The 19,782-nt window shown below is 37.6% G+C and carries 18 protein-coding genes; 7 read left to right on the forward strand and 11 right to left on the reverse strand.

The annotated features are described in order from the left end of the window. Position 1: 1 nt before the first annotated feature. Positions 2-1,423: an IS21 family transposase gene (gene istA, locus LMF32_RS12825; RefSeq protein WP_230523980.1), complete on the reverse strand. Its 1,422-nt coding sequence runs from the start codon at positions 1,421-1,423 to the stop codon at positions 2-4. 170 nt (positions 1,424-1,593) lie between these two features. Here istA (LMF32_RS12825) and LMF32_RS12830 point away from each other — a divergent pair. Both LMF32_RS12830 and LMF32_RS12835 read left to right on the forward strand, forming a co-directional pair. Next, a protein-coding gene (locus tag LMF32_RS12830; RefSeq protein WP_230523472.1) for an IS3 family transposase occupies positions 1,594-3,107 on the forward strand; the annotation gives its coding sequence in 2 pieces (ribosomal slippage) (positions 1,594-2,212 and positions 2,212-3,107; 1,515 coding nt in all). Then, on the forward strand, positions 3,100-4,164 hold the full coding sequence (locus LMF32_RS12835) for an excinuclease ABC subunit A (protein ID WP_230524989.1): 1,065 nt from the start codon (positions 3,100-3,102) through the stop codon (positions 4,162-4,164). Before LMF32_RS12830 ends, LMF32_RS12835 begins: the two co-directional genes overlap by 8 nt. Positions 4,165-4,227: 63 nt before the next feature. Here LMF32_RS12835 and LMF32_RS12840 read toward each other — a convergent pair whose 3' ends face one another. Then, complete coding sequence (locus LMF32_RS12840) at positions 4,228-4,626, reverse strand: rhodanese-like domain-containing protein (RefSeq protein WP_092481011.1); 399 nt, start codon at positions 4,624-4,626, stop codon at positions 4,228-4,230. A gap of 105 nt (positions 4,627-4,731) precedes the next feature. Beyond that, positions 4,732-5,832 carry a hypothetical protein gene (locus LMF32_RS12845; RefSeq protein WP_230524990.1) on the reverse strand — a complete coding sequence of 367 codons (1,101 nt, stop codon included), beginning with the start codon at positions 5,830-5,832 and terminating at the stop codon, positions 4,732-4,734. Positions 5,833-5,960: 128 nt separating this feature from the next. Here LMF32_RS12845 and istA (LMF32_RS12850) point away from each other — a divergent pair, with 128 nt between their 5' ends. Further along, positions 5,961-7,199 (forward strand): IS21 family transposase, encoded by a 1,239-nt coding sequence (gene istA, locus LMF32_RS12850; protein WP_230523700.1) that lies wholly within the window; start codon positions 5,961-5,963, stop codon positions 7,197-7,199. Beyond that, complete coding sequence (gene istB, locus LMF32_RS12855) at positions 7,189-7,926, forward strand: IS21-like element helper ATPase IstB (RefSeq protein WP_047927680.1); 738 nt, start codon at positions 7,189-7,191, stop codon at positions 7,924-7,926. The genes istA (LMF32_RS12850) and istB overlap by 11 nt, the downstream gene beginning before the upstream one ends. Positions 7,927-8,221: 295 nt before the next feature. On the opposite strand, the gene LMF32_RS12860 is transcribed toward istB, so the two are convergent. From LMF32_RS12860 to LMF32_RS12885, 6 genes are all read right to left on the reverse strand, one after another. Next, positions 8,222-9,190 (reverse strand): ROK family glucokinase, encoded by a 969-nt coding sequence (locus tag LMF32_RS12860; protein WP_230524991.1) that lies wholly within the window; start codon positions 9,188-9,190, stop codon positions 8,222-8,224. 14 nt (positions 9,191-9,204) lie between these two features. Continuing rightward, positions 9,205-9,429, reverse strand: coding sequence for a YqgQ family protein (locus tag LMF32_RS12865; protein WP_188204908.1), 225 nt, complete (start codon positions 9,427-9,429; stop codon positions 9,205-9,207). A gap of 1 nt (position 9,430) precedes the next feature. Further along, positions 9,431-10,132: a rhomboid family intramembrane serine protease gene (locus tag LMF32_RS12870; protein WP_230524992.1), complete on the reverse strand. Its 702-nt coding sequence runs from the start codon at positions 10,130-10,132 to the stop codon at positions 9,431-9,433. A 96-nt stretch (positions 10,133-10,228) separates the two neighbouring features. Further along, the gene (locus LMF32_RS12875; RefSeq protein WP_230524993.1) at positions 10,229-10,810 is read right to left on the reverse strand and encodes a 5-formyltetrahydrofolate cyclo-ligase; all 582 of its coding nucleotides are present in this window, start codon (positions 10,808-10,810) and stop codon (positions 10,229-10,231) included. A 133-nt stretch (positions 10,811-10,943) separates the two neighbouring features. Next, positions 10,944-11,093, reverse strand: coding sequence for a 50S ribosomal protein L33 (rpmG, locus tag LMF32_RS12880; RefSeq protein ID WP_092481016.1), 150 nt, complete (start codon positions 11,091-11,093; stop codon positions 10,944-10,946). Between the two features lie 127 nt (positions 11,094-11,220). Further along, entirely contained in the window at positions 11,221-12,861 is a 1,641-nt protein-coding gene (locus LMF32_RS12885; RefSeq protein WP_230524994.1) for an alpha-glucosidase, read from the reverse strand. 200 nt (positions 12,862-13,061) lie between these two features. Here LMF32_RS12885 and LMF32_RS12890 point away from each other — a divergent pair, with 200 nt between their 5' ends. Together LMF32_RS12890 and LMF32_RS12895 are read left to right on the forward strand one after the other, a co-directional pair. Then, on the forward strand, positions 13,062-13,412 hold the full coding sequence (locus tag LMF32_RS12890) for a FeoB-associated Cys-rich membrane protein (protein WP_230524995.1): 351 nt from the start codon (positions 13,062-13,064) through the stop codon (positions 13,410-13,412). 18 nt (positions 13,413-13,430) lie between these two features. Then, complete coding sequence (locus tag LMF32_RS12895) at positions 13,431-13,961, forward strand: endolytic transglycosylase MltG (protein WP_230524996.1); 531 nt, start codon at positions 13,431-13,433, stop codon at positions 13,959-13,961. A 63-nt stretch (positions 13,962-14,024) separates the two neighbouring features. Here LMF32_RS12895 and LMF32_RS12900 read toward each other — a convergent pair whose 3' ends face one another. Next, on the reverse strand, positions 14,025-16,130 hold the full coding sequence (locus tag LMF32_RS12900; protein ID WP_230524997.1) for a penicillin-binding protein 2: 2,106 nt from the start codon (positions 16,128-16,130) through the stop codon (positions 14,025-14,027). A 195-nt stretch (positions 16,131-16,325) separates the two neighbouring features. Between LMF32_RS12900 and LMF32_RS12905 the strand changes: the two genes are divergently transcribed. Next, a complete protein-coding gene (locus LMF32_RS12905; RefSeq protein WP_230524998.1) occupies positions 16,326-19,100 on the forward strand; it encodes a YfhO family protein in 2,775 nt (924 codons plus the stop codon). A 45-nt stretch (positions 19,101-19,145) separates the two neighbouring features. Here LMF32_RS12905 and LMF32_RS12910 read toward each other — a convergent pair whose 3' ends face one another. Continuing rightward, positions 19,146-19,754 carry a superoxide dismutase gene (locus LMF32_RS12910; RefSeq protein WP_230524999.1) on the reverse strand — a complete coding sequence of 203 codons (609 nt, stop codon included), beginning with the start codon at positions 19,752-19,754 and terminating at the stop codon, positions 19,146-19,148. Positions 19,755-19,782: the final 28 nt, after the last annotated feature.

The following is a 19,782-nucleotide window of genomic DNA, read 5'->3' on the forward strand; positions in this document are numbered from 1 at the left end:
CTTATACTACCTCCTTGGGAAAAATTCCTAATGCGTCATAACTGTTCCAATCCACATTGTAAGAATCCGAACTCGGTTCGACCCCTATTAATTCATAGAATCTTTCGTTGATTTGTTTCATATCTTTAGTGACGAGTAAATTAATAAGGATATCGACACGTTCAGCTTGGACTTTCCAGTCATTATGAGTTAAGTATAATTTGATCCGCTCCGGTAAATATTTCCAGTAACGTGAGTACTCCATTGAACGGAGTTTTTTACGCCAGTCTAATAAGATAGATAACCAGTCAATCGGTCGTTTTTTAAACATATAAGGGCGATCACCTTCAGCTATTATGTCACCAGATCCACTGTAGAATGTGTAAGTCTCAGCTGTTAATACACCAAATATCTTAGTGTGATTTCGTGCCTTAGGCACGTGAATGAGTGTTTGATCGAGTTTGATTTCGTTATACTTGTTTGCCTTGCATTCGATCTCTTTAAAGACGGGATAAGGTACATCCGGAAGAGCCAGTAGTTCAGTTTTTTCTTCTTCCCATAGCTCAATGATGGAGACATTTTTTTCATAATGATTTCGATCTCTATCTTCAATTAGTTGTGTTCTCAATTTCTCATTTAAAGAAGCATAATCTTTCATTGACGGGCTTGTAGGGAAAAAGTTATAGCGTATATACCCAACTTTGTTTTCAACACTTCCTTTTTCATTTCCGCTGCGCGGATTACATACTTGCGTGTTGAAACGGTAATGAGTGGCGAATCGAAGATAAGCCTCAGTTAGTACAGCAGGTTTATATTTAGATTTTCTCTCCGTTACGGCCGTTGACATATTATCAATTCGAATGACTTTCGGCACACCCCCGATTTGATGAAACAATTGAGTCATGCCTTCAAATAAACACTCCTGATTCTCTGCAGGTAACGCAACCGCAAAACCTACATTACTAAACGGGAAGGTCATTACCAAGGTTTTGACATCTTTAAATGCCCCCTCATGTTCGACTTCCATCGTTCCAAAGTCCAGCTGTGCATCTGCTGGGGGATGTTCCAGACGTTCAAATCCTTTATCTACAGCGCCTTTATCGTTGTGAGTAGAACGCCAGTCTTGAACAAATACACAAACAGTCCGATAGGACCCCGGGAAATCAAGTTCTTTCAATTCACGGTGATAAGCTACGTTAGTACGTCGTTTTTTCTTCGGCAACTTGGCATCTTCGTCCAGCCATAAGGTTAAAATATCTCCCCATTTTTCTTCATACATCATGCCTGTTTTTTCTATTTTCTTCTTCTTTGGAAAGTTATTGCCATCAGCGTATTTTTTAGCTGTACGCCAATTCACTCCAAGTTCTTTTCTTATGTGATCAATCGATTTATCGTGATTATTCCTTAAATTTTTGATAGTATTAATATCAGTCATTGTGAGCATACCTTTCATACCTCCAGTTAAAGTGTAGGAACTCTAACTTTAGAGGATTTTCAGGTGCCTTGCAATGGCTTTTTATATTGCATTTTGCCGTCCGCAGAGTTGTGTACTTTCACCCTGCAATCTGGAGGTGCGGACATAATCTTGGACAACTATAAGTCAGGAGAATGTCCATGTACTCTTACGAAGAAAGAATGAAAGCTGTAAAACTTTACATCAAATACGAACACTCTTTGGCGTCAGTCATTCATGAATTAGGCTATCCTTCTTCAAAAGCTTTATACAAATGGTTTAAGGAATATGAAGAGAATGGTGATCTTTCTAAGACTTCAAAAAGAAAACGTGAATTTACGCAAGAAGAAAAGCAGTTTGCTGTTAATCACTATATCGAATACGGTCGCAATTATTCTAGAACTGTTCGCATGTTGGGTTATCCAGATAGAAACATTCTTAGCGATTGGTGTAAAGAACTTGCACCTGAAGCTCGTAAAATCAGGCGAAGTAAGTTAAACTATTCTCAAGAGCAGAAAAAAGAGGCCGTTATCCATCTTGTGAGCCGAGAAACCTCTGTCCACAAAATTGCTGAGCGCCTGCAGGTCACCCGTAAAACGCTCTATGATTGGAAAGAGGAGCTCATCGGAGAGGAGCTTCCACCTAATATGACGAATATGCCTGATAGCCCTCAACTAGAAGGGTTGAAAAATGAAGTTGATGTTTTAAAACAAGAAGTTTATCGACTACGAATGGAAAAAGATATCTTGGAAAAGTCTGCCGAACTTGTAAAAAAGAATGGGGCATCAATCCAAAACATTTCTCCAACAAGGAAAAAACAAGAGTGATTGATGCATTAAAAACCTTTTATCCATTGGCACTTTTACTAGAGAATTTGGATTTAGTTAAGAGTAGTTATTATTACCACAGAAGTCAGGCTAAGCTTCCGGATAAATATGCTGATCTAAGGGTAATGCTTAAAGATATTTTTATTGAAAGTCGTCGTACGTATGGCTATCGTCGTATGCATGACGTTCTAAAAAAGCAAAATATTGTTGTTTCCGAGAAAGTTGTTAGACGGCTTATGAAGGAAGAAAAACTCATTGTTCATTCAGTAACTAAAAAGAAATATAGTTCATATGCAGGTGAAATTACTCCCGCGACACCTAACCTTATTCAACGAAATTTCAAAGCTGAAGCACCTGACAAAAAGTGGTTGACAGACATTACAGAATTTCGTATTCCCGCCGGAAAAGTCTATCTATCGCCCATTATCGATTGTTTTGACGGGGCCTTAGTTAGTTGGACTATCAGTACACAACCAAATGCGGAGCTCGTTAATAGTATGTTTGATCAGGCACTTGATACACTCGCTGATAATTCAAAGCCAATCATACACTCTGATCGCGGAGCTCACTACAGATGGCCAGGTTGGATTGAAAGGATTAAAACCAACGGTTTGACACAGTCCATGTCTAAAAAAGGATGTTCACCGGATAACTCGGCTTGCGAAGGGTTTTTCGGTAGACTTAAAAATGAGTTCTTCTATGGCTTTAAATGGGACAATATTTCAATTGACGCATTCATTGAACTACTTGATGATTACCTGCATTGGTACAATAACAAAAGAATAAAATTGTCTCTAGGCGGTCTCAGTCCGATTGATTACAGAAAGAAACTAGGTTTAATTGCTTGAAAAAGTCCAAAAAAACATCCGCACCTCCTCTTATGTATTTTTATCTTGCCATAAACATGGATTGATCAATGAAGTCTACAAAGAATTTGTGGCGGAATCCGACTTACATATTTACAGTATAGATGAATCCTTTTTAGACGTTAGTTTCTCTCATGCTTTGCATGGAACTGCCATGGAGATCGCTGAAAAAATCCAACGTAAGATTTGGGATCGTTTTCGACTTGTAGTAGCTATAGGTATTGGAGACAATCCCCTTTTAGCTAAATTAGCTTTAGACACTAAAGCTAAAGACTTTTCACCGTACATAACAGAATGGCGGTACGAGGATGTCCCTCACACCGTATGGAAAATCAGCCCCATTACAGATATGTGGGGTATCGGAAATCGCACAGCTAAAAATTTGTACCGGTTAGGGATCGAATCGGTTTACGGATTATCTCAATATAACGTAAAGTCTCTTAAACGAATCCACGGAGTTATTGGCGAACAGCTTTTTTACCATGCTCATGGTGTGGACCACAGTGTTTTATCTGAAAAATATATCCCTCTTTCTAATTCTTACGGAAAGAGCCAGATTCTGGACCGAGATTATACTGCAACTTATGAAATTGAAGTTGTCATTCGCGAAATGGCTGACCAAGTGGCTGCTCGGCTTAGAAAATACCATGCTGAAACCGGGATGGTGCATTTGACAGTAGGGTTCTCTAGAGACATTTTAGAAAAAGGCTTTAGTCACCAAACTACCATCTATCCTACAGCGGCAAGTAAAAAAATCATCGATACCTGCTTGTATTTATTTCGAACGCATTATCGAAATCAGCCCGTTCGTACTCTTGCTATTCAATGCGGGAAAATCCAATTCAAATCTCATTTACAGTTAAGCTTATTTGAGAACCCGGAGAAGACTCTTCAGCAAGAACAGTTGGAACTGACCATCGATCGGATACGAAACAAATACGGCTATACTTCTCTGATTCATGCCAGCAGCTTGACTCCCGGGGGAACAGCTATCAGAAGAAGCCATTTGATTTCAGGACATCAAGGCTGGTATGAATAAAAAGGAGTCAGGACAAAATGCCCTAACTCCATAACACTATCAAGATTCATTTTTAAGTCTATTTTATCTAGCTTTGCGTTTGATTTTTCCAGTCCATTTTTTGTATCCGCCTTTTAAGGTGTAAATGTCTGTGTAACCAGCTTTGCGCAATTTCAAAGCAGCACGCTTGCTGACTACTTGATTTTCATCGTAAAGGTAGATCGGTTGATCGCGACGGAAATCATTGATTCGTTGCTTGAACGTTGAGTAAGGAATATTCCGTGCTCCAAGAATATGTCCTGCATCAAATTCATCTTTCTCCCGAACATCGACCAATTGGACTTTTCTCAATCGTTTGCTGAAATCTTCTTGATCCAGCTCTACAGAGGCTTTTTTGCGTCTCCAGTATTGAACCAATTCATAAATTGCCCAAACGATGACAAATCCCCATAAAATATAATTAATCACTGTACTTGTATCCAAAATCTAATGAACCCCTTTCTTTACACATCCTTGTTCACTTATGATTTTACACAAGAATGAATGAATTTACTAGAGGTTTTTTGATTCCAAAAGAGAACCTTTCCATTAAAGAGACAGCATTTCATACAATTGTTGATTTTCGATATCAATCAGCATTTCATAGCTCCATCCAAATAAACAATATTTGCCATTTTCAGAAATCAATATTGGTGCATTTTCCGGTACTTTAACGATTTCATTCAATTTCCCATTCTCAAAATCGATTTCTGAAAACATAAACTTCCCTGCTTCTTCTTCCAATGAAACAGCCTCTTGTGCAAAAATACCGTAGATAGCTGAATCCCTCACAGCTTGTGTCAAATAAGGGAATATAATCCTCTCATTCATCGTTACTTTAGGAACAACCATGAACCCGGCATCTACCAAAAACGGATACTGGTAGGTCAACATAATTTCCTGCTCATTGAAGTCTGAGGGGGTAAATTTGATAAAAGAATCCTCATGCAAATAAAAATCAGAGGCATAGGAATCCAACAATAAAATTTCATCGCTTCGGATGTCTCCCATATACAGTTCTCCGGTTTCTAAAGAGAAATCTTCTCCGTTATCAATAAACAGATACAGATTTTCCGAGTACCATTTAGGCTCTAAAGAAGCTGACTCGACTTCTGTATATTCATTAGTGGTCATATTCCAATTATAGACCGCTGTATTGTTTTCACCCTCATAGTAAGAGATAAAAGCTAAAGAAGGATTTTGGGCATTGACGTTGATATCAACAAATCCGCTGGATTGAATTTCCAATTCTTGTAAAACGTCTCCTTTGAAGTTCACGACGATCAAGGAGGAGTTGGCGTCTTTTACCAATTGGATAATGACTTTTTCTTCCTCCATCACGATTCTGGAGGCTAGGATAAAAGAATCTACTTCGTAAAACAAATCAAAATCGCCGGTCAGAATGTTAAAAGAATACAATGAGTCTCCTTCTACACCGCCTGCTTGAACGATTACTTCTTCAGTTGATTTCCATCCAATTATTTTTCGAAATTCCTCTTTGTCTAGAGGAATTTGTTCAAAAATAAAGTTGCTCCCTGTTTCGCCATCTTCGCTTGGTGCCGCCTCATCCTCTTGAGAGTGACACGCACTTAAAAAGAAGACAATGATCAAAAGCAACCCGGCTAGTCTGCTTATAGTTGGTTGTTTCATATTATCACCCTGTAGTTATGTGTAAAGAACAGTTATAAAATGTAGGAAAATGACAATGTAAAATTGTTGGTTTTCCTACATTTTTTATATACTCTTCTTATCCCCTATAGAATTGGAGTGGAATAGGAATGAGAAGAGATATCAGAGAAGGAGTGAAAAAACATATGATTGATGGCATAAAGCCCAATTATACTGCGTTAGCGGAACAATACGGATGTGACTATCGTACGGTTAAAGCAGCGTATGAAGAAGCGTTACAAGGTAATAAACCTAAAACAAGGAGGACATATCCGAGTAAATTAGATTCATTCAAACAAATCATAGATATTAAGTTAGAAGATCAATGTACCGCTAAAAGTATCTTCAAATTCATACAAAAGAAAGGGTTCGATGGGAGTTACAGTCTTGTTAGAGACTATTGCCGAGAAGTGAAAAAAGAACGGATACAGAAAGCAACGGTACGCGTCGAATATACGCCTGGTCTTTCAGCACAAATCGATTGGAAAGAAGAAATGCGACTGATAAGCAGTCAGGGAGAAGTCTTCCGCTTTAATATTTTCCTTTATATATTGCCCTACTCAAAGAAGAAATTTATTACGCTTACCTTTGATCGTAAACAAGATACATTGTTTGAGTGCATGAATGATGCCTTTTATCACACCGGTGGTGTTCCAGAAGAAATATGGTTCGATAATATGAAAACTGTCGTCGACCGGTCACGAACTCAATTCTCTCAGGTTCATTTAAACGATCGCTTCTATTCTTTTAGTAAAGATGCAGGGTTCAGAACAATGGTCTGTCGTCCTTTTCGCCCCCAAACAAAAGGCAGCGTAGAAGCTCTCGCCAGAACAATGGACCGGTTACGGGTTTACAATCATGAATTTTATGATTCGACAGACCTCATTCGAATCGTTGACGAACTTTGTGATGAATTAAATTCGGAAGTGTCTCAAGCAACGGACGAGATTCCTGATATACTTTGGAAAATTAATGAAAAAGAGCACCTCCATAAGCTAAAAGATGACTTGTTAAATCCTTATTTTGAAGACTCTATTCGCCGTAAAGTCACAAAGGAAGCAATGGTCATTTTCCGCAAATGTAGGTACTCTGTAGACCCTCGTTATATCGGAAAAGAAGTTGACTTGGATCTTTCCGAAAACGAAGAGTACGTGCACATTTATTATAACGGAGAACAGATTCGTTCGCACCCACTTACCACAAAAAGATTGAACTATAACCAAGAAGATTTGGTTCAGATACTTAAATCAGATGTCATGAGCCACAAAGAAGAAGATGACATCCAAGAACATATTAAACGAAGTTTAAAGCAATATGATTTACTGGAGGTGCCTTCGAATGAGCAGTAACTATCAAAAGCTATTAAATAATCTAGAGGCCTTGAATTTAAAACATATGAGAGAATATGTGCCAAACTATATTGAAATTGCCAATCGGGATGAGCTTTCTTTAACAGAAGCTCTTCTAGAATTAACTAATCAAGAATTAGACTTTCAAACGAATCAGACTGTGGAACGTGTCATCCAGCGCGCACACTTTCCCAAACGGACATCACTTGAAGAATTTGATTTCAACTTTCAACCAAGCGTTAACAAAAAAGAGATTCTAGACTTGAAACATATGGCTTTTATGGAGAAAAAAGAAAACTTAGTTTTCATTGGAAACCCTGGTGTAGGGAAAACACACCTTGTCATTGCATTAGGCATTGAAGCATGTCATCAAGGCTACCGTACGCTGTTTATCAGTTGTCATGAATTACTTTTACGTCTTCGTTCTGCCTTTGAAAAAGGGACCGTCGATCGTGTTCTGAAACGATATGCCAAATATGATCTTTTGATCATTGATGAAATAGGTTATTTACCAATTCAAAAAGTTGAAGCTAACCTCTTCTTTCAACTATTAACGATGCGTTACGAAAAAAAATCAACAATGATTACGACAAATATTATCTTATCTCGATGGGGGGAGCTATTTCAGAATTCTGAAATAGCCGCCGCCATTCTTGATCGTCTGGTTCACCATGTTAAAGTCTTCAAGATTACTGGAAAATCATATCGTATGAAAGGGAAAATATAAATGGACTTCTAAATTAGACTGTCAAAAACCTACATTTTTATTCTGTCATAAACCTACAATTTTATACTGTCCTTGACAGTTATGACTCAAATCTATTTCAATACGTTTACTTTTTTTGCACGTTTATAACAATCTTATGTTCATTATAGCATATACCTTTTTTTACCTCTTCTAAAAAGCCTTTTGCTCTTAAGGGATCTCATAAAAATAACCCCCAAAAAGTTAGCTTATACTCTAACTTTTTGGGGGTCTTTGCCTGTCTATATTGTTTTACGGGTTTTAAGGATAGTGAGTTTTATCCTTCTAAAGAAGATTTTACTAATGAACTAGCTCCAATTACTCCAGCGTCATTTCCTAATAAAGCTAAACGAATCTTAGTAGATTTACGGATAGTCGGGAAAGTGTATTGTTCAAAATAAGGCTGAATAGATTTTGTTAAAATATCTCCAGCACGTGAAACGCCTCCGCCCAATACGATGGTAGAAGGATTTAAGATGTTGGCTAAATGAGAGCTTGCCAATCCCAAATAGTAAGCTACTTTATCGACAACGATAAGTGCTAAAGGATCTTCTTCCTTGGCTAAATCGAATACATCTTTCGCTGTGATCAATTGTCCGTCATCAATACTGTATTTCAACTTTGAATCTCCTGCATAACTTTCCGATAGGTCGCGGGCTAAATGAACCACTCCTGTAGCACTTGCTACCGTTTCTAAACAACCTGTTTTTCCGCAAGTACATTGGAATCCATTTGGTTCGACCGTAATGTGCCCCACTTCTCCAGCTGCTCCTGTAGCTCCATGAACCAATTTTTTGTCTACGATGATCCCGCCGCCTACACCAGTTCCTAAAGTTAAGAAAACGACATCAGGTTCACTTTCTCCTGCACCTCTCCAAGCTTCCCCTAGAGCAGCAACGTTAGCATCGTTGTCGATGAAGAATGGAATTCCTGTGCCTTCCTCGATTTGTTGGCGTACCATTTGCAAGGTTTTCCAATTCAAGTTATATGCTCCAATAACCGTTCCATTTTCAGCATCGACTGTTCCAGGAGATCCCATACCGATACCTAGGAAATCTCCAGTTGACATATCGTACATTTCGATGTGTTTTTTGATGAAAGCAATGATTGAAGGAACAATTTTAGTTCCCTCTTCAGAGATATCTGTTTCAATACTCCATTTTTGCTGAATATCTCCTTCAGAAGATAAAATAGCAAATTTCACAGTTGTTCCGCCTAAATCAATTCCAATAATTTTCTTTGACATATGTATTCCTCCAACTAGTCGTTTTTATTTGATCTCTCTTTTTCCCATTGATGTTCTTTCTTCAGTACTGCCATGGCCGATAAATAAGTTTGTTGATCAATGAGTTGATGTTGATAGATTTTCTTTATCTCATCCATCATCAATTCAATGTCCCAAAGCCTTTCGCCCACATAAACAAAAATACCAAACCTCTTCAATAACTGTTGCACGTCATACACGCTTCTAAAAGATTGCCTCATGTTAAAACGCTCCTAAAGTACGAAAGTAGCCGATACTCAACAATAAGATCAGCAAAACCGCAAATCCTGCTCCATAAAGCACTCTTTTTTTCTTCCATCGAGGCAATGGATCAGGGATACTGATAGCTGTAGATATCAAATATCCACCTGCCAGACCGCCTATATGTCCTGCTAAATCGACAGAAGTATTAAAGAACCCGAATACCAAATTAATTAAAATCAAGGTTCCAAAATTTCGTGCCATATGCTGAATCGCCGGATTACCGGTATATGTTTTTCCTAAAAACAATGTTGCTCCGAACAAACCGAATAAACTGGTGCTGGCGCCTGCTGATACTGAAAATGCATTGAACGCAAAACTAGCTGCATTTCCCAACATTCCGCTCAAAAGATAAATCGCCGCAAATCGCCAATGTCCCAGCGTATCTTCTAATTGGATGCCTAAATAATACAGAATAACGGAATTCATGATCAAATGGACCCACCCAATATGAAGAAAAATTGGCGTGACCAATCTCCACCATTCTCCTGCAACAAGCAGCGGATTAAACTTAGCCCCGTAGCCGATAAGAGTAAAGGTATTCGTACTTCCTCCATCAATAGTCATTAACAGAAAAAGAATCAATTGAAGTCCTAAAAAAGTGTACGTTACTACTGGCTTTCTAAAAAAACGCTTTAATTTCATTTGATTTTGATAATTCATAGAACGGACTCCATTCTTAGTCATTCATTTTATTTGTCTTTTCAAGAAATTATTATACCATAAACTACTCCTTGCAAAACTAAAAAATGTATTTTCCTATTCGTTATTTTGCTCTCTTAATTCTTGACTGATAATTATCCTATCCTTTGTTATCAAAGCATCTAAGGGGATATCAAAGTTTTCAGGAGTCCATTCATCCATTTGTTGTATTTTTAAGACTAGAGATATTTTCAATCCATTATAGTCCGCTAAGAAACGATCATAATACCCTCCGCCAAAACCAATACGGTAGCCATCTTGAGAATAAGCTAGTCCCGGAACGATGATCAAATCAATGTCTTCTTTTTCAACAGCTGGTAGATGAGCAGATGGTTCAAGAATCCCAAAAGAAGACCTCTCTAAAACAGTCTCTGGAGTGTAAAGAACAAAATCCATCACTCTGCCTTTTTTCGCTCTAGGTAATAGTACTTTTTTATGATTCTTCCATGCTTCTTCCATTATAGGCTGAGTATTGATTTCAAAATCATGAGACATCGTCATGGCGATAGAATCGGCTTTTTTCCAATACTCCGATTCAAATAGCCGTGTATACAACTGGTGCTCTTCTGCTTCTTTTTCTATTTTATTCAATTCTTTCATCAATGCAATTTTTGTTTTGCGTATCTCTTTTTTCGTCAATTTCCATCCCTCTATCCTCTTTTACATCTAGTATAACAAAAAAAGAGCTGGGAAACCTCAGCTCTTTTTTTAATCTCTTATAATTGCTCTCAAACGCGTTTTAAAAGAAATAATACTATCAAATCAGATAGAATTATTTAGTTTCGCGGTGTAGAGTTACAGTACGTTCTCTTGGGCAGTATTTTTTAAATTCAACACGGTCCGGATTGTTACGTTTGTTTTTCTTTGAGATGTAATTACGTTCTTTACATTCAGTACATTCCAATGTGATGTTTACACGCATGATTTTCCCTCCAAGCATTAAACAATATTTGAAGATAGTTATTTATCCAATCTTCCGACTTGATAATGATACCATCTTTTTATATTAGATTCCAGTATTTTTTTCTTCTTTGTAAAGTTTTTTTACTTTACATAACTAAATCGTCAACTTTCACCACAAATGTCTCATATGGGCTTAAGATAAGTTCTTTCAAATTATACGATTCTACTTTTCTATTACTGATGATCGGTTTTAAATCCGTCGGTTCTTGACTTAAACTGATTTGATTCTCAGTTTCGCTGAAATTTGCAACGATCAACCACTTTTCTTTTCCATAGCTTCTAGTGTATGCAAAGAGCGTAGGATGATCTGGAAGAAGCAGCTCATATTTTCCATAAACGATTAGAGGGTTTTCTTTTCGCAGCTGAATCAATTTTTGGTAACAATAAAAAATCGATTCTTTATCTTTCAGCGCCTGCTCCACATTAATAGAAGAATAGTTTGGATTGACAGCTAACCACGGTTTACCGCTTGTGAAGCCGCCTTCCGCTGTACTGTCCCATTGCATAGGCGTTCTGGCATTATCTCTTCCCTTGGCATTGATCGATTCAAAAATCTCTTTTTCAGAGTAGCCTTCTTCGATGCGTTCTCGATACATATTCAGTGTTTCTACGTCATCGGCTTGTGAAATATCTGTTATCACATTATTCGTCATTCCGATTTCTTCCCCTTGATAAATATAAGGCGTTCCTTTCATCATATGCAGTAAAATTGCAAACATCTTCGCGCTTTTTACTCTAAACTCTTGATCATTTCCCCATCTGGAAACGATTCTTGGCTGGTCATGATTGTTCCAAAACAAACTATTCCAACCTTCTTCTTGAAGTTCATATTGCCATCTTGATAGAACTTCTTTCAATTCAATAAGAGATAAAGGCTTCAGATCCCATTTAGATTTGTTTGGCTGCTGGTCTAAATTGACATGCTCAAATTGAAAAACCATAGACAGCTCTTGACGATCTTCACCTGAGAACAATTTGGCGTCCTCTATAGTAGCGGAATTGGTCTCTCCCACTGTCATTACATCGTAATTCCCAAAGGTTTTTCGATTCATTTCTTGCAGGTAATCGTGGACAAGAGGACCGTTAGCCGTGATTCCTTCATCCGGCACTTTGCCGATCAATTCAATCACATCCATCCGGAATCCGCCGATACCTTTCTCCAGCCAAAAATTCATCATATCATATATTTCGTAACGCATCTTTTTATTGTCCCAATTCAAATCAGGTTGTCGTTTACTGAATAGATGCAAGAAATATTGACCACTCTCCTCATCATACTCCCAGGCCGATCCGCCAAAAACGGAACCTAGATCATTTGGTACTTTTCCATCTACTGGATCTCTCCATACGTAATAATCTCGGTACTCGTTATCCGTTGCCTTTTTAGCTTCAACAAACCACTTGTTTTCATCAGAAGTGTGATTGACTACCAAATCCATCACTAATGAGATATTTCTCTTTTTAGCTTCAGCAATCAATTCATCCATATCCTCCATAGTTCCAAATTCTGCCATGATGCCATAATAATCGCTGATATCGTACCCATTATCATCGTTTGGCGATTGATAGACGGGACTAAGCCATATGACGTTGATACCTAGCTTTTGTAAATAATCTAAGCGTTGGATGATGCCTTTGATATCACCAATTCCGTCTCCATTACTATCTTGAAAACTTCTAGGATAAACTTGATAAACTACTGCATTTTGCCACCATTTTTTATTCATAATAATCTCCTCACAAATCTTTGATAAGGCTTTCAATACTAGTTTAGCATACTTCTGTCTCTTCTGTTAGCAAATATTTTCTTCATGTATTGTTCGATTAAAGTCTGGAGTTAAATATTAAGTTTTATTTACACGATAGGTTTTACGCCGAGATTGTGGTAAACTTTTTTGTGGAAGTAAATTGTAAAGAGGTGAAATAAATGGATTTATGGATTATCGTTATTGCTTTACTTGTCATAGCAGTTGCTTTAATGATTTGGTCGTTTTATAAACAAGATAATGGTGAAAAAGTACAAGAAGAGTTCGAAGAGCTTTCGTTACAATGGTTGCAAGAAATCAATCACTTGAAAAAAAGAGTGTTGTCTCTTGAATCAGAATTGAATATTCAATCGGAAGAATTGCCTCTATCAGACAAAGTTCATGATGTTCTGAGAAAACACGTAGTCACTTTGTATACTCAAGGTATTGCGATCGAGGAAATTTCTAGTCAAACCCGCTTGTCGGAAAAAACAATTAAATCAGTCATTGATGACTATGTCTTAGAAGCCTAATAAAAGGAGGTACATAACTTGAGTAAACCAGCATTACGTTACTTAGCTTTAGGGTTCTTGGTCTCTGCGATCATATTGGCCGGTTATCGTTCGTTTTTATACCAACCGCAAGTTGCGGATTCAAGTGAATCTGATACTGCCCCTTTGACACAAGATGAATTGACTTATAAAGAAAAGTACGAAACCTTACTGGCAGAAACAGAGTTGGCTCAATTAGAAAACGGCTATGTTGATGAAAGTGAGAGTACAGAAAACACAGAATCTGCTGCATCAGATGAAGCTGCTCAAGAAAGCAGCGAGAGTGATACTGAGGAGAGCCAAGAAGACAGCGAAGACGTTGCGACTGCCACCGTGGTCATTAATCAAGGAGATCCTAGTAGTACTGCGGCTCGTCAGTTGCAAGAACAAGGTATTATTGAAGATTCTGCAGAATTCGATGAATTTTTAGAATCAAACAATTTATCTAATCTAGTACGTCCGGGTAGCTTCACAGTCAATAGCGACATGTCTTTCCAAGAAATTGCTGACATTCTGTTAAGCGAAAGCTGATTTGTTTCTATATTTATCCAAAAAACATCCAGCTCATATAAAGAGCTGGACGTTTTTTTATTGTTATTCATCTTCAGAAGAGTCCTCTTCTGATTCGATTTCAACATCTTCTGGTGCAGTATTTTTAAATTCGCCTACTTTGAAATAAGCGTCTAATACTTTTCTAGCTACAATTGTATTTTCATAGTTTGTATTGTCATTTGGCAAATATGGAACCACTATTGATATAGCAATTTCTGGGTCATCATAGGGCGCGTAACCAACAAATGTTTTATTGGTTACGGATTTACCCTCATAAAATGCCTCAGCTGTTCCAGTTTTACCTGCTGCTTCATACTCTGCACCTATAAAGCGAGAGCGAGCTGATCCATTAGCACCATGAACTACTTGGTAAAACCCTTGTTGTACTCTTTCCATCGCTTTAGGATCGACATTTACTGTGTTTAGTATTTGAGGTTCGAGCTGAGTTTCGATAGCCCCTAATTGTCCATCTTCTCCAGTTGACCAAATCTCATCTACTAATCTAAGAGCAATTCGATTTCCACCATTAGCGATAGTAGACACATATTGCAACAATTGAATTGGAGTATAAGTGTCATACTGTCCAAATCCAAAGTACATCGCTAATCCTCCATTTGGAGTGTTCCCCTTAAGTCCAGTACTTTCTCCAGGCAAATCAATACCAGTTTCCATACCAAGTCCAAATTGATTAAAATACTCTCTTAATTTGTCAATTGTTTGAGCTGCATTAATAGATACCGAACCATTTTGAACGACATTGTCTTGCCCACCCATTCGCAGCACTAATTTAGCCATATAAACGTTAGATGATACTTCTAAAGCCTTAATGTCATTTAATGCCACACTACCACTTCGGTTGAATACAGAACTGATTGAGGGGGTACTCTTTAACCTCAAAGGAGCATCGACCATAACATTGTCTTCATATGTTAAAGCGCCGTCCATATAACCAGCTAAAACTGTAGCTCCCTTAACAGCAGATCCCATTGAATAAGTCTGATTGATGTTTCCTAATGATACATCTTCAACCTTACCTGTTTTGGAGTTGTAACTTTTACCCACTAATGCTAATATCTCACCAGTTTGAGGATCAGAAGCAGCAATAAAGATTCGATCATTATACCCTTCTCTTTCACTCAATGATTCTATAGCGATTTCTTCTACAACTTTCTGGAAATCCATATCGATTGTCAAAACCAAGTTGTCGCCTTTTTCACCAGCATATTGTTCAATCGTTTCAATGATATCTCCACTGTTATTGGTTTGCGTTTCCGATTTTGATTTTGAACCGCTTAGAACGGGTTCGTATTCTTTTTCTAATTGACTGTTTCCAACACGGTCATTTCTCGCGTATCCTTTAGCCAAATAAGTGGACAATTGACTTTCTGGAACGCCTTTTTCTTCTGTAGTAACTTCCCCTAAAATACTCTTCAGCATACCTTCTTGCGGATAGTTTCTGATCCAATCTGTCCCAGTATCAACACCAGGCAGCATATGAAGATTTTCGCTGACTAAAGCTATTTCCTTATCCGTTACGCCGTCGTTTTTAATGTTTATCGTTGTTAACGCATAAGCTCCATTCATTTTCTTGAATATAGCTGCAGCCTCTTTTTCTACATCAGACAACCCTGCGATATCTTCATCAGTCACTTTAGAAATTTGCGTTTGATAAAATTCAGGTCCGCTTTGTTCTTTTTCTTTGTCTGTTAATCGTTCATTTAATTTTTCTTCATTCAATACCAACCAAAAATCTTGCAGATCTCGGGGTGTAATATCAAATTCTTTTTCGTCTCCTACTCTCACTTTATGAGGCATATCGATAAAAGACGCTAGATCAACAGCTATTTTAGCCATATCTTCTGAAGCGACACCTTGACCACGAGTGTAAGTAATCGTTTGAACAGCTGTATTCCCTACTAATTTGCGATGATTAGCATCATAGATTTCTCCACGAGGTACGTTCCCCGTCGCTAAAGTTGTTTCAGTACGAGCTACTTCTGCTTCAAATTCTTCACCACTAACGATTTGCAAATAACCAAGTCTCAATATAAGCATCGCGAAACAAGCAAATACACCAGCAAATAAGATATTCAGCCTTAAAGGAATGTGCGACTTACTCTTTGATTGTTTCTTTTGATTCGATTTCAAATAAACACCTTCCTATCACATAGAACTCCGTATATTGTAACAGATTATTCCAGCTATAACCATAAACTGAAGAAAGTTTTAAACTTTTAACACAATTTCCAGCACGTTCTTTTAAAAAGTTTTAGCATAATGGATTATTTCTCTTACTAGAGTATGCTATTCTATGAGTAAGCAATTTTTATGAGGTGATCACTAATGAAAAACCGACTCGGCTTGCTTATTCAAAAGCAATGGCCATTATTTCTAGCATTTTTAGTTCCTTTTATGATCATGTCTATTCTTCATGCTATTAAAGGCGTGTATCCATTTGGAAATGAAACAGTATTAACCATTGATCTAGGACAACAATATGTTGATTTTTTTGCTTATTATCGTAGGACACTGCTTGAAGATCCAAGCGGGTTGTTTTATTCTTTTTCCAAAGCTATTGGTGGAGACATGTTAGGCTTGTGGGCGTACTATCTAGCCAGCCCGTTGAACTTGATTTTCCTTTTATTTCCTCATCATCAAGTTTCTTTAGCCGTTACTGTCTTGACAATGATCAAATATGGTTTAGCAGGCTGGAGCTTTGCTTATTTGCTGAAGAAACAGTTTGACGGAGACAATTTTACTATCGTCGCCTTTTCTACCAGTTATGCCTTGATGGGCTATACTATCGTCAACCAGTTCAACATTATGTGGCTCGACGGAATGATTTTTCTGCCTCTCATTATTCTTGGGCTGGAACGCTTGATAAAAGAACAAAAAGGGTTGTTTTACTCTATATGCTTGGCTCTTGCATTATTTGCTAACTATTACATAGGATATATGATTTGTTTCTTCTTGGTTTGCTACTTTATTTTCCGATTGATCAGCTATGATGATTCAGCTATCACAGAAAAAAAAGACAAAGTGGTTGCTAGAATCAAAACCAGTCTTCTGTTTACCTGGTATTCTTTATTAGCTGGAGGATTATCTGCTGTTTTGCTGTTGCCTACCTTACATTCTCTAATGGTTGGTAAAGCCAGCTACACCAAATTAGATCTAAAATGGGAAACAGATTATCCTGTTACTGAAATAGTGTCCAAATTTTTTGTAGGTGCCTTTAATTTTGATCAAATGCCATCAGGCTACCCTAACTTATTTATTGGCAGCCTAGCTTTATTGTGTTTCTGTTTTTATTTTTTCAACCGTTTAATCCCCTTGAAAGAACGGCTGGCAGCACTTTTCATAACCAGCTTTTTTGTTTTTTCAATGAATATCAGTGCGATGAATAAAATATGGCATGCTATGCAGTATCCTAACTGGTATCCTTACCGATTTTCATTCGTCGTTTCATTTTTCTTATTGTTATTAGGCTATCGAAGCTTTACTAAATTAAAAGGTGTCAGCCCTCTGGCAACTTTTTTGACCATGATTGTTGCAACAGGTACTGGAATTTATGTGTACTCTAAAGAGTTCGATTTCCTTACTCCTATTCAAATCATTATTACGTTGCTGTTTATATATTTGGTCCTTTTATTATTAATCCTACAGCCGCAACAATACAAATGGATGGGATTGGTGCTGTTCCTAGTAACGAGTATCGAAATGACAGTAAACGCAGGTATTTCTTTGTCTCGCCTAAGCTACGTCGATCAAGACTCTTTTACGGTGTATCAGCAAGGTCAACAGCAAATGTCTGATTGGTTCAAGCAGTATGACGATGATTTCTATCGACTGGAAAAAACGTTTGTAAGAACTAAAAACGACAGCTTTCAAGCTGATTTCAATGGTATCACTCATTTCAGTTCAACATTTGAGAGTACGGTACCAGAATTGTTTGGCCGACTAGGGAATCCAGTTGGAGGAGGTTTTTTGACGTACTCGAATGGTACCCTCTTAACAGACGCACTATTTGGCATCAAATACTACGCAAGTGAACAAAATGACTTGTACTGGTCTGATCAAGAAGACATTCCTGCTTTAATTGAAAAAACTTCTTTACCTTTAAAACTAGATCATTTTAGATACGATACTATCGAATCAGACTTTCCGCTTCTTTCTAAAACTTCAACCAATACAGACAAATATCAATTTACGTTGAAGCAGACGAAACCCGATTTAAATGATTATCAAAAAATTGCAGCAACCAACCAGATTCTATTGTATAAGAACCCTTATGCTTTGCCGATTGCTTTCGGCAGTTCAGACAACGTTTCTTCGCTTTATCTGCAAAGAAAACGTCCTATCGAAATGCAAGAAAATCTGTTGAATGCTTTAGTCGGGAAAGGAAAAACAACGACTTACTTCTTCCCAGAAGATTTCACGAGTACCATTTACCAAAATCTATTGTTGTCAGAATCTAGTTTTGAACCTACCGTCTCTATCGATGATCACACTAAAAAGGCTTCTGTTAAATTCCAATTCATACCAGAGACCAATGATGCATATTATTTAACTATGGGATCAGTGATAGGTGAAGATGAAGTGAAATTAACCTTGAATGGTGAACCGTATGCTTTTTATGACAGCTCAGACGAAACGTTGGTCTACAATATCGCTAATAACGATTATGGAAAAACGATGACCTTTGAATTGGAATTGGTACAAGATTCTATTTCTTTAGAAGATATACAATTGTACCGTCTGGACAGCTCAGCTTTTATGGAATCAATCACTACTCTTCAGTCTGGAGGAATGAAAGTTGAAGAATACGGTAATACACATATTGAAGGTGTGGTCACAATTCAAGACAATCAAAACTTCTTAATGACCACGATCCCTTACAGTACAGGTTGGTCTGTTTCTATAGACGGCAATCCCGCCCCAACGGAAAAAGTAGTAGATAGTTTATTAGGCGTCCCGATACAATCTGGAACTCATCGAGTAGAATTCACCTACCGCACGCCTTACCTTTTTGAAGGGTTTATCCTCACATTGATTTCGATTGTATTGTTGGGAATGACGTTCTATGTGCAAAGAAAAACTCTATTTAACTCAATAAAATAAAAAAGACAAGAAACTGAAAAATCAGTTTCTTGTCTTTTTGTTTTCTTATTTAGCAGCGTCGTAACGTTTGCCTGCTTCTTCCCAGTTTACAACATTCCAGAATGCTTCAAGGTATGCTGGACGTTTGTTTTGGTAGTTTAGGTAGTATGCATGTTCCCATACATCCACTCCAATAATCGGTGTTTTACCTTCTGTTAATGGAGAATCTTGGTTTGCAGTTGAAGTAACTTCAAGTTTGCCGTTGTTCAATACTAACCAACCCCAACCAGATCCAAATTGACCAGCTGCTGCTGCAGACAGTTCTTCTTTGAATTTGTCAAAGCTTCCAAAAGTTTCTTCGATAGCTTCTTTTAGAGCACCTGTAGGCTCTCCGCCACCATTTGGAGATAAGATTTCCCAGAAGAAAGTATGGTTAGCGTGACCGCCGCCGTTATTGCGAATCACTGTACGAACATCTTCAGGAATAGATTGTAAATCAGCAACCAATTCCTCGATTGTTTTTTCAGCTAACTCAGGGTGTTTTTCAAGTGCCCCGTTTGTTTTCTCTACATAAGTCGCATGATGCTTGTCATGATGTAATTTCATTGTTGCTTCATCAATATGTGGTTCTAAAGCATCGTATGCATAAGGTAATTCTGGTAATTCAAAAGCCATTGTGTCATTCCTCCATATAATAAAATAT

It is taken from the genome of Desemzia sp. C1, from assembly GCF_020882875.1.
GTDB classification, from domain to species: domain Bacteria; phylum Bacillota; class Bacilli; order Lactobacillales; family Carnobacteriaceae; genus Desemzia; species Desemzia incerta.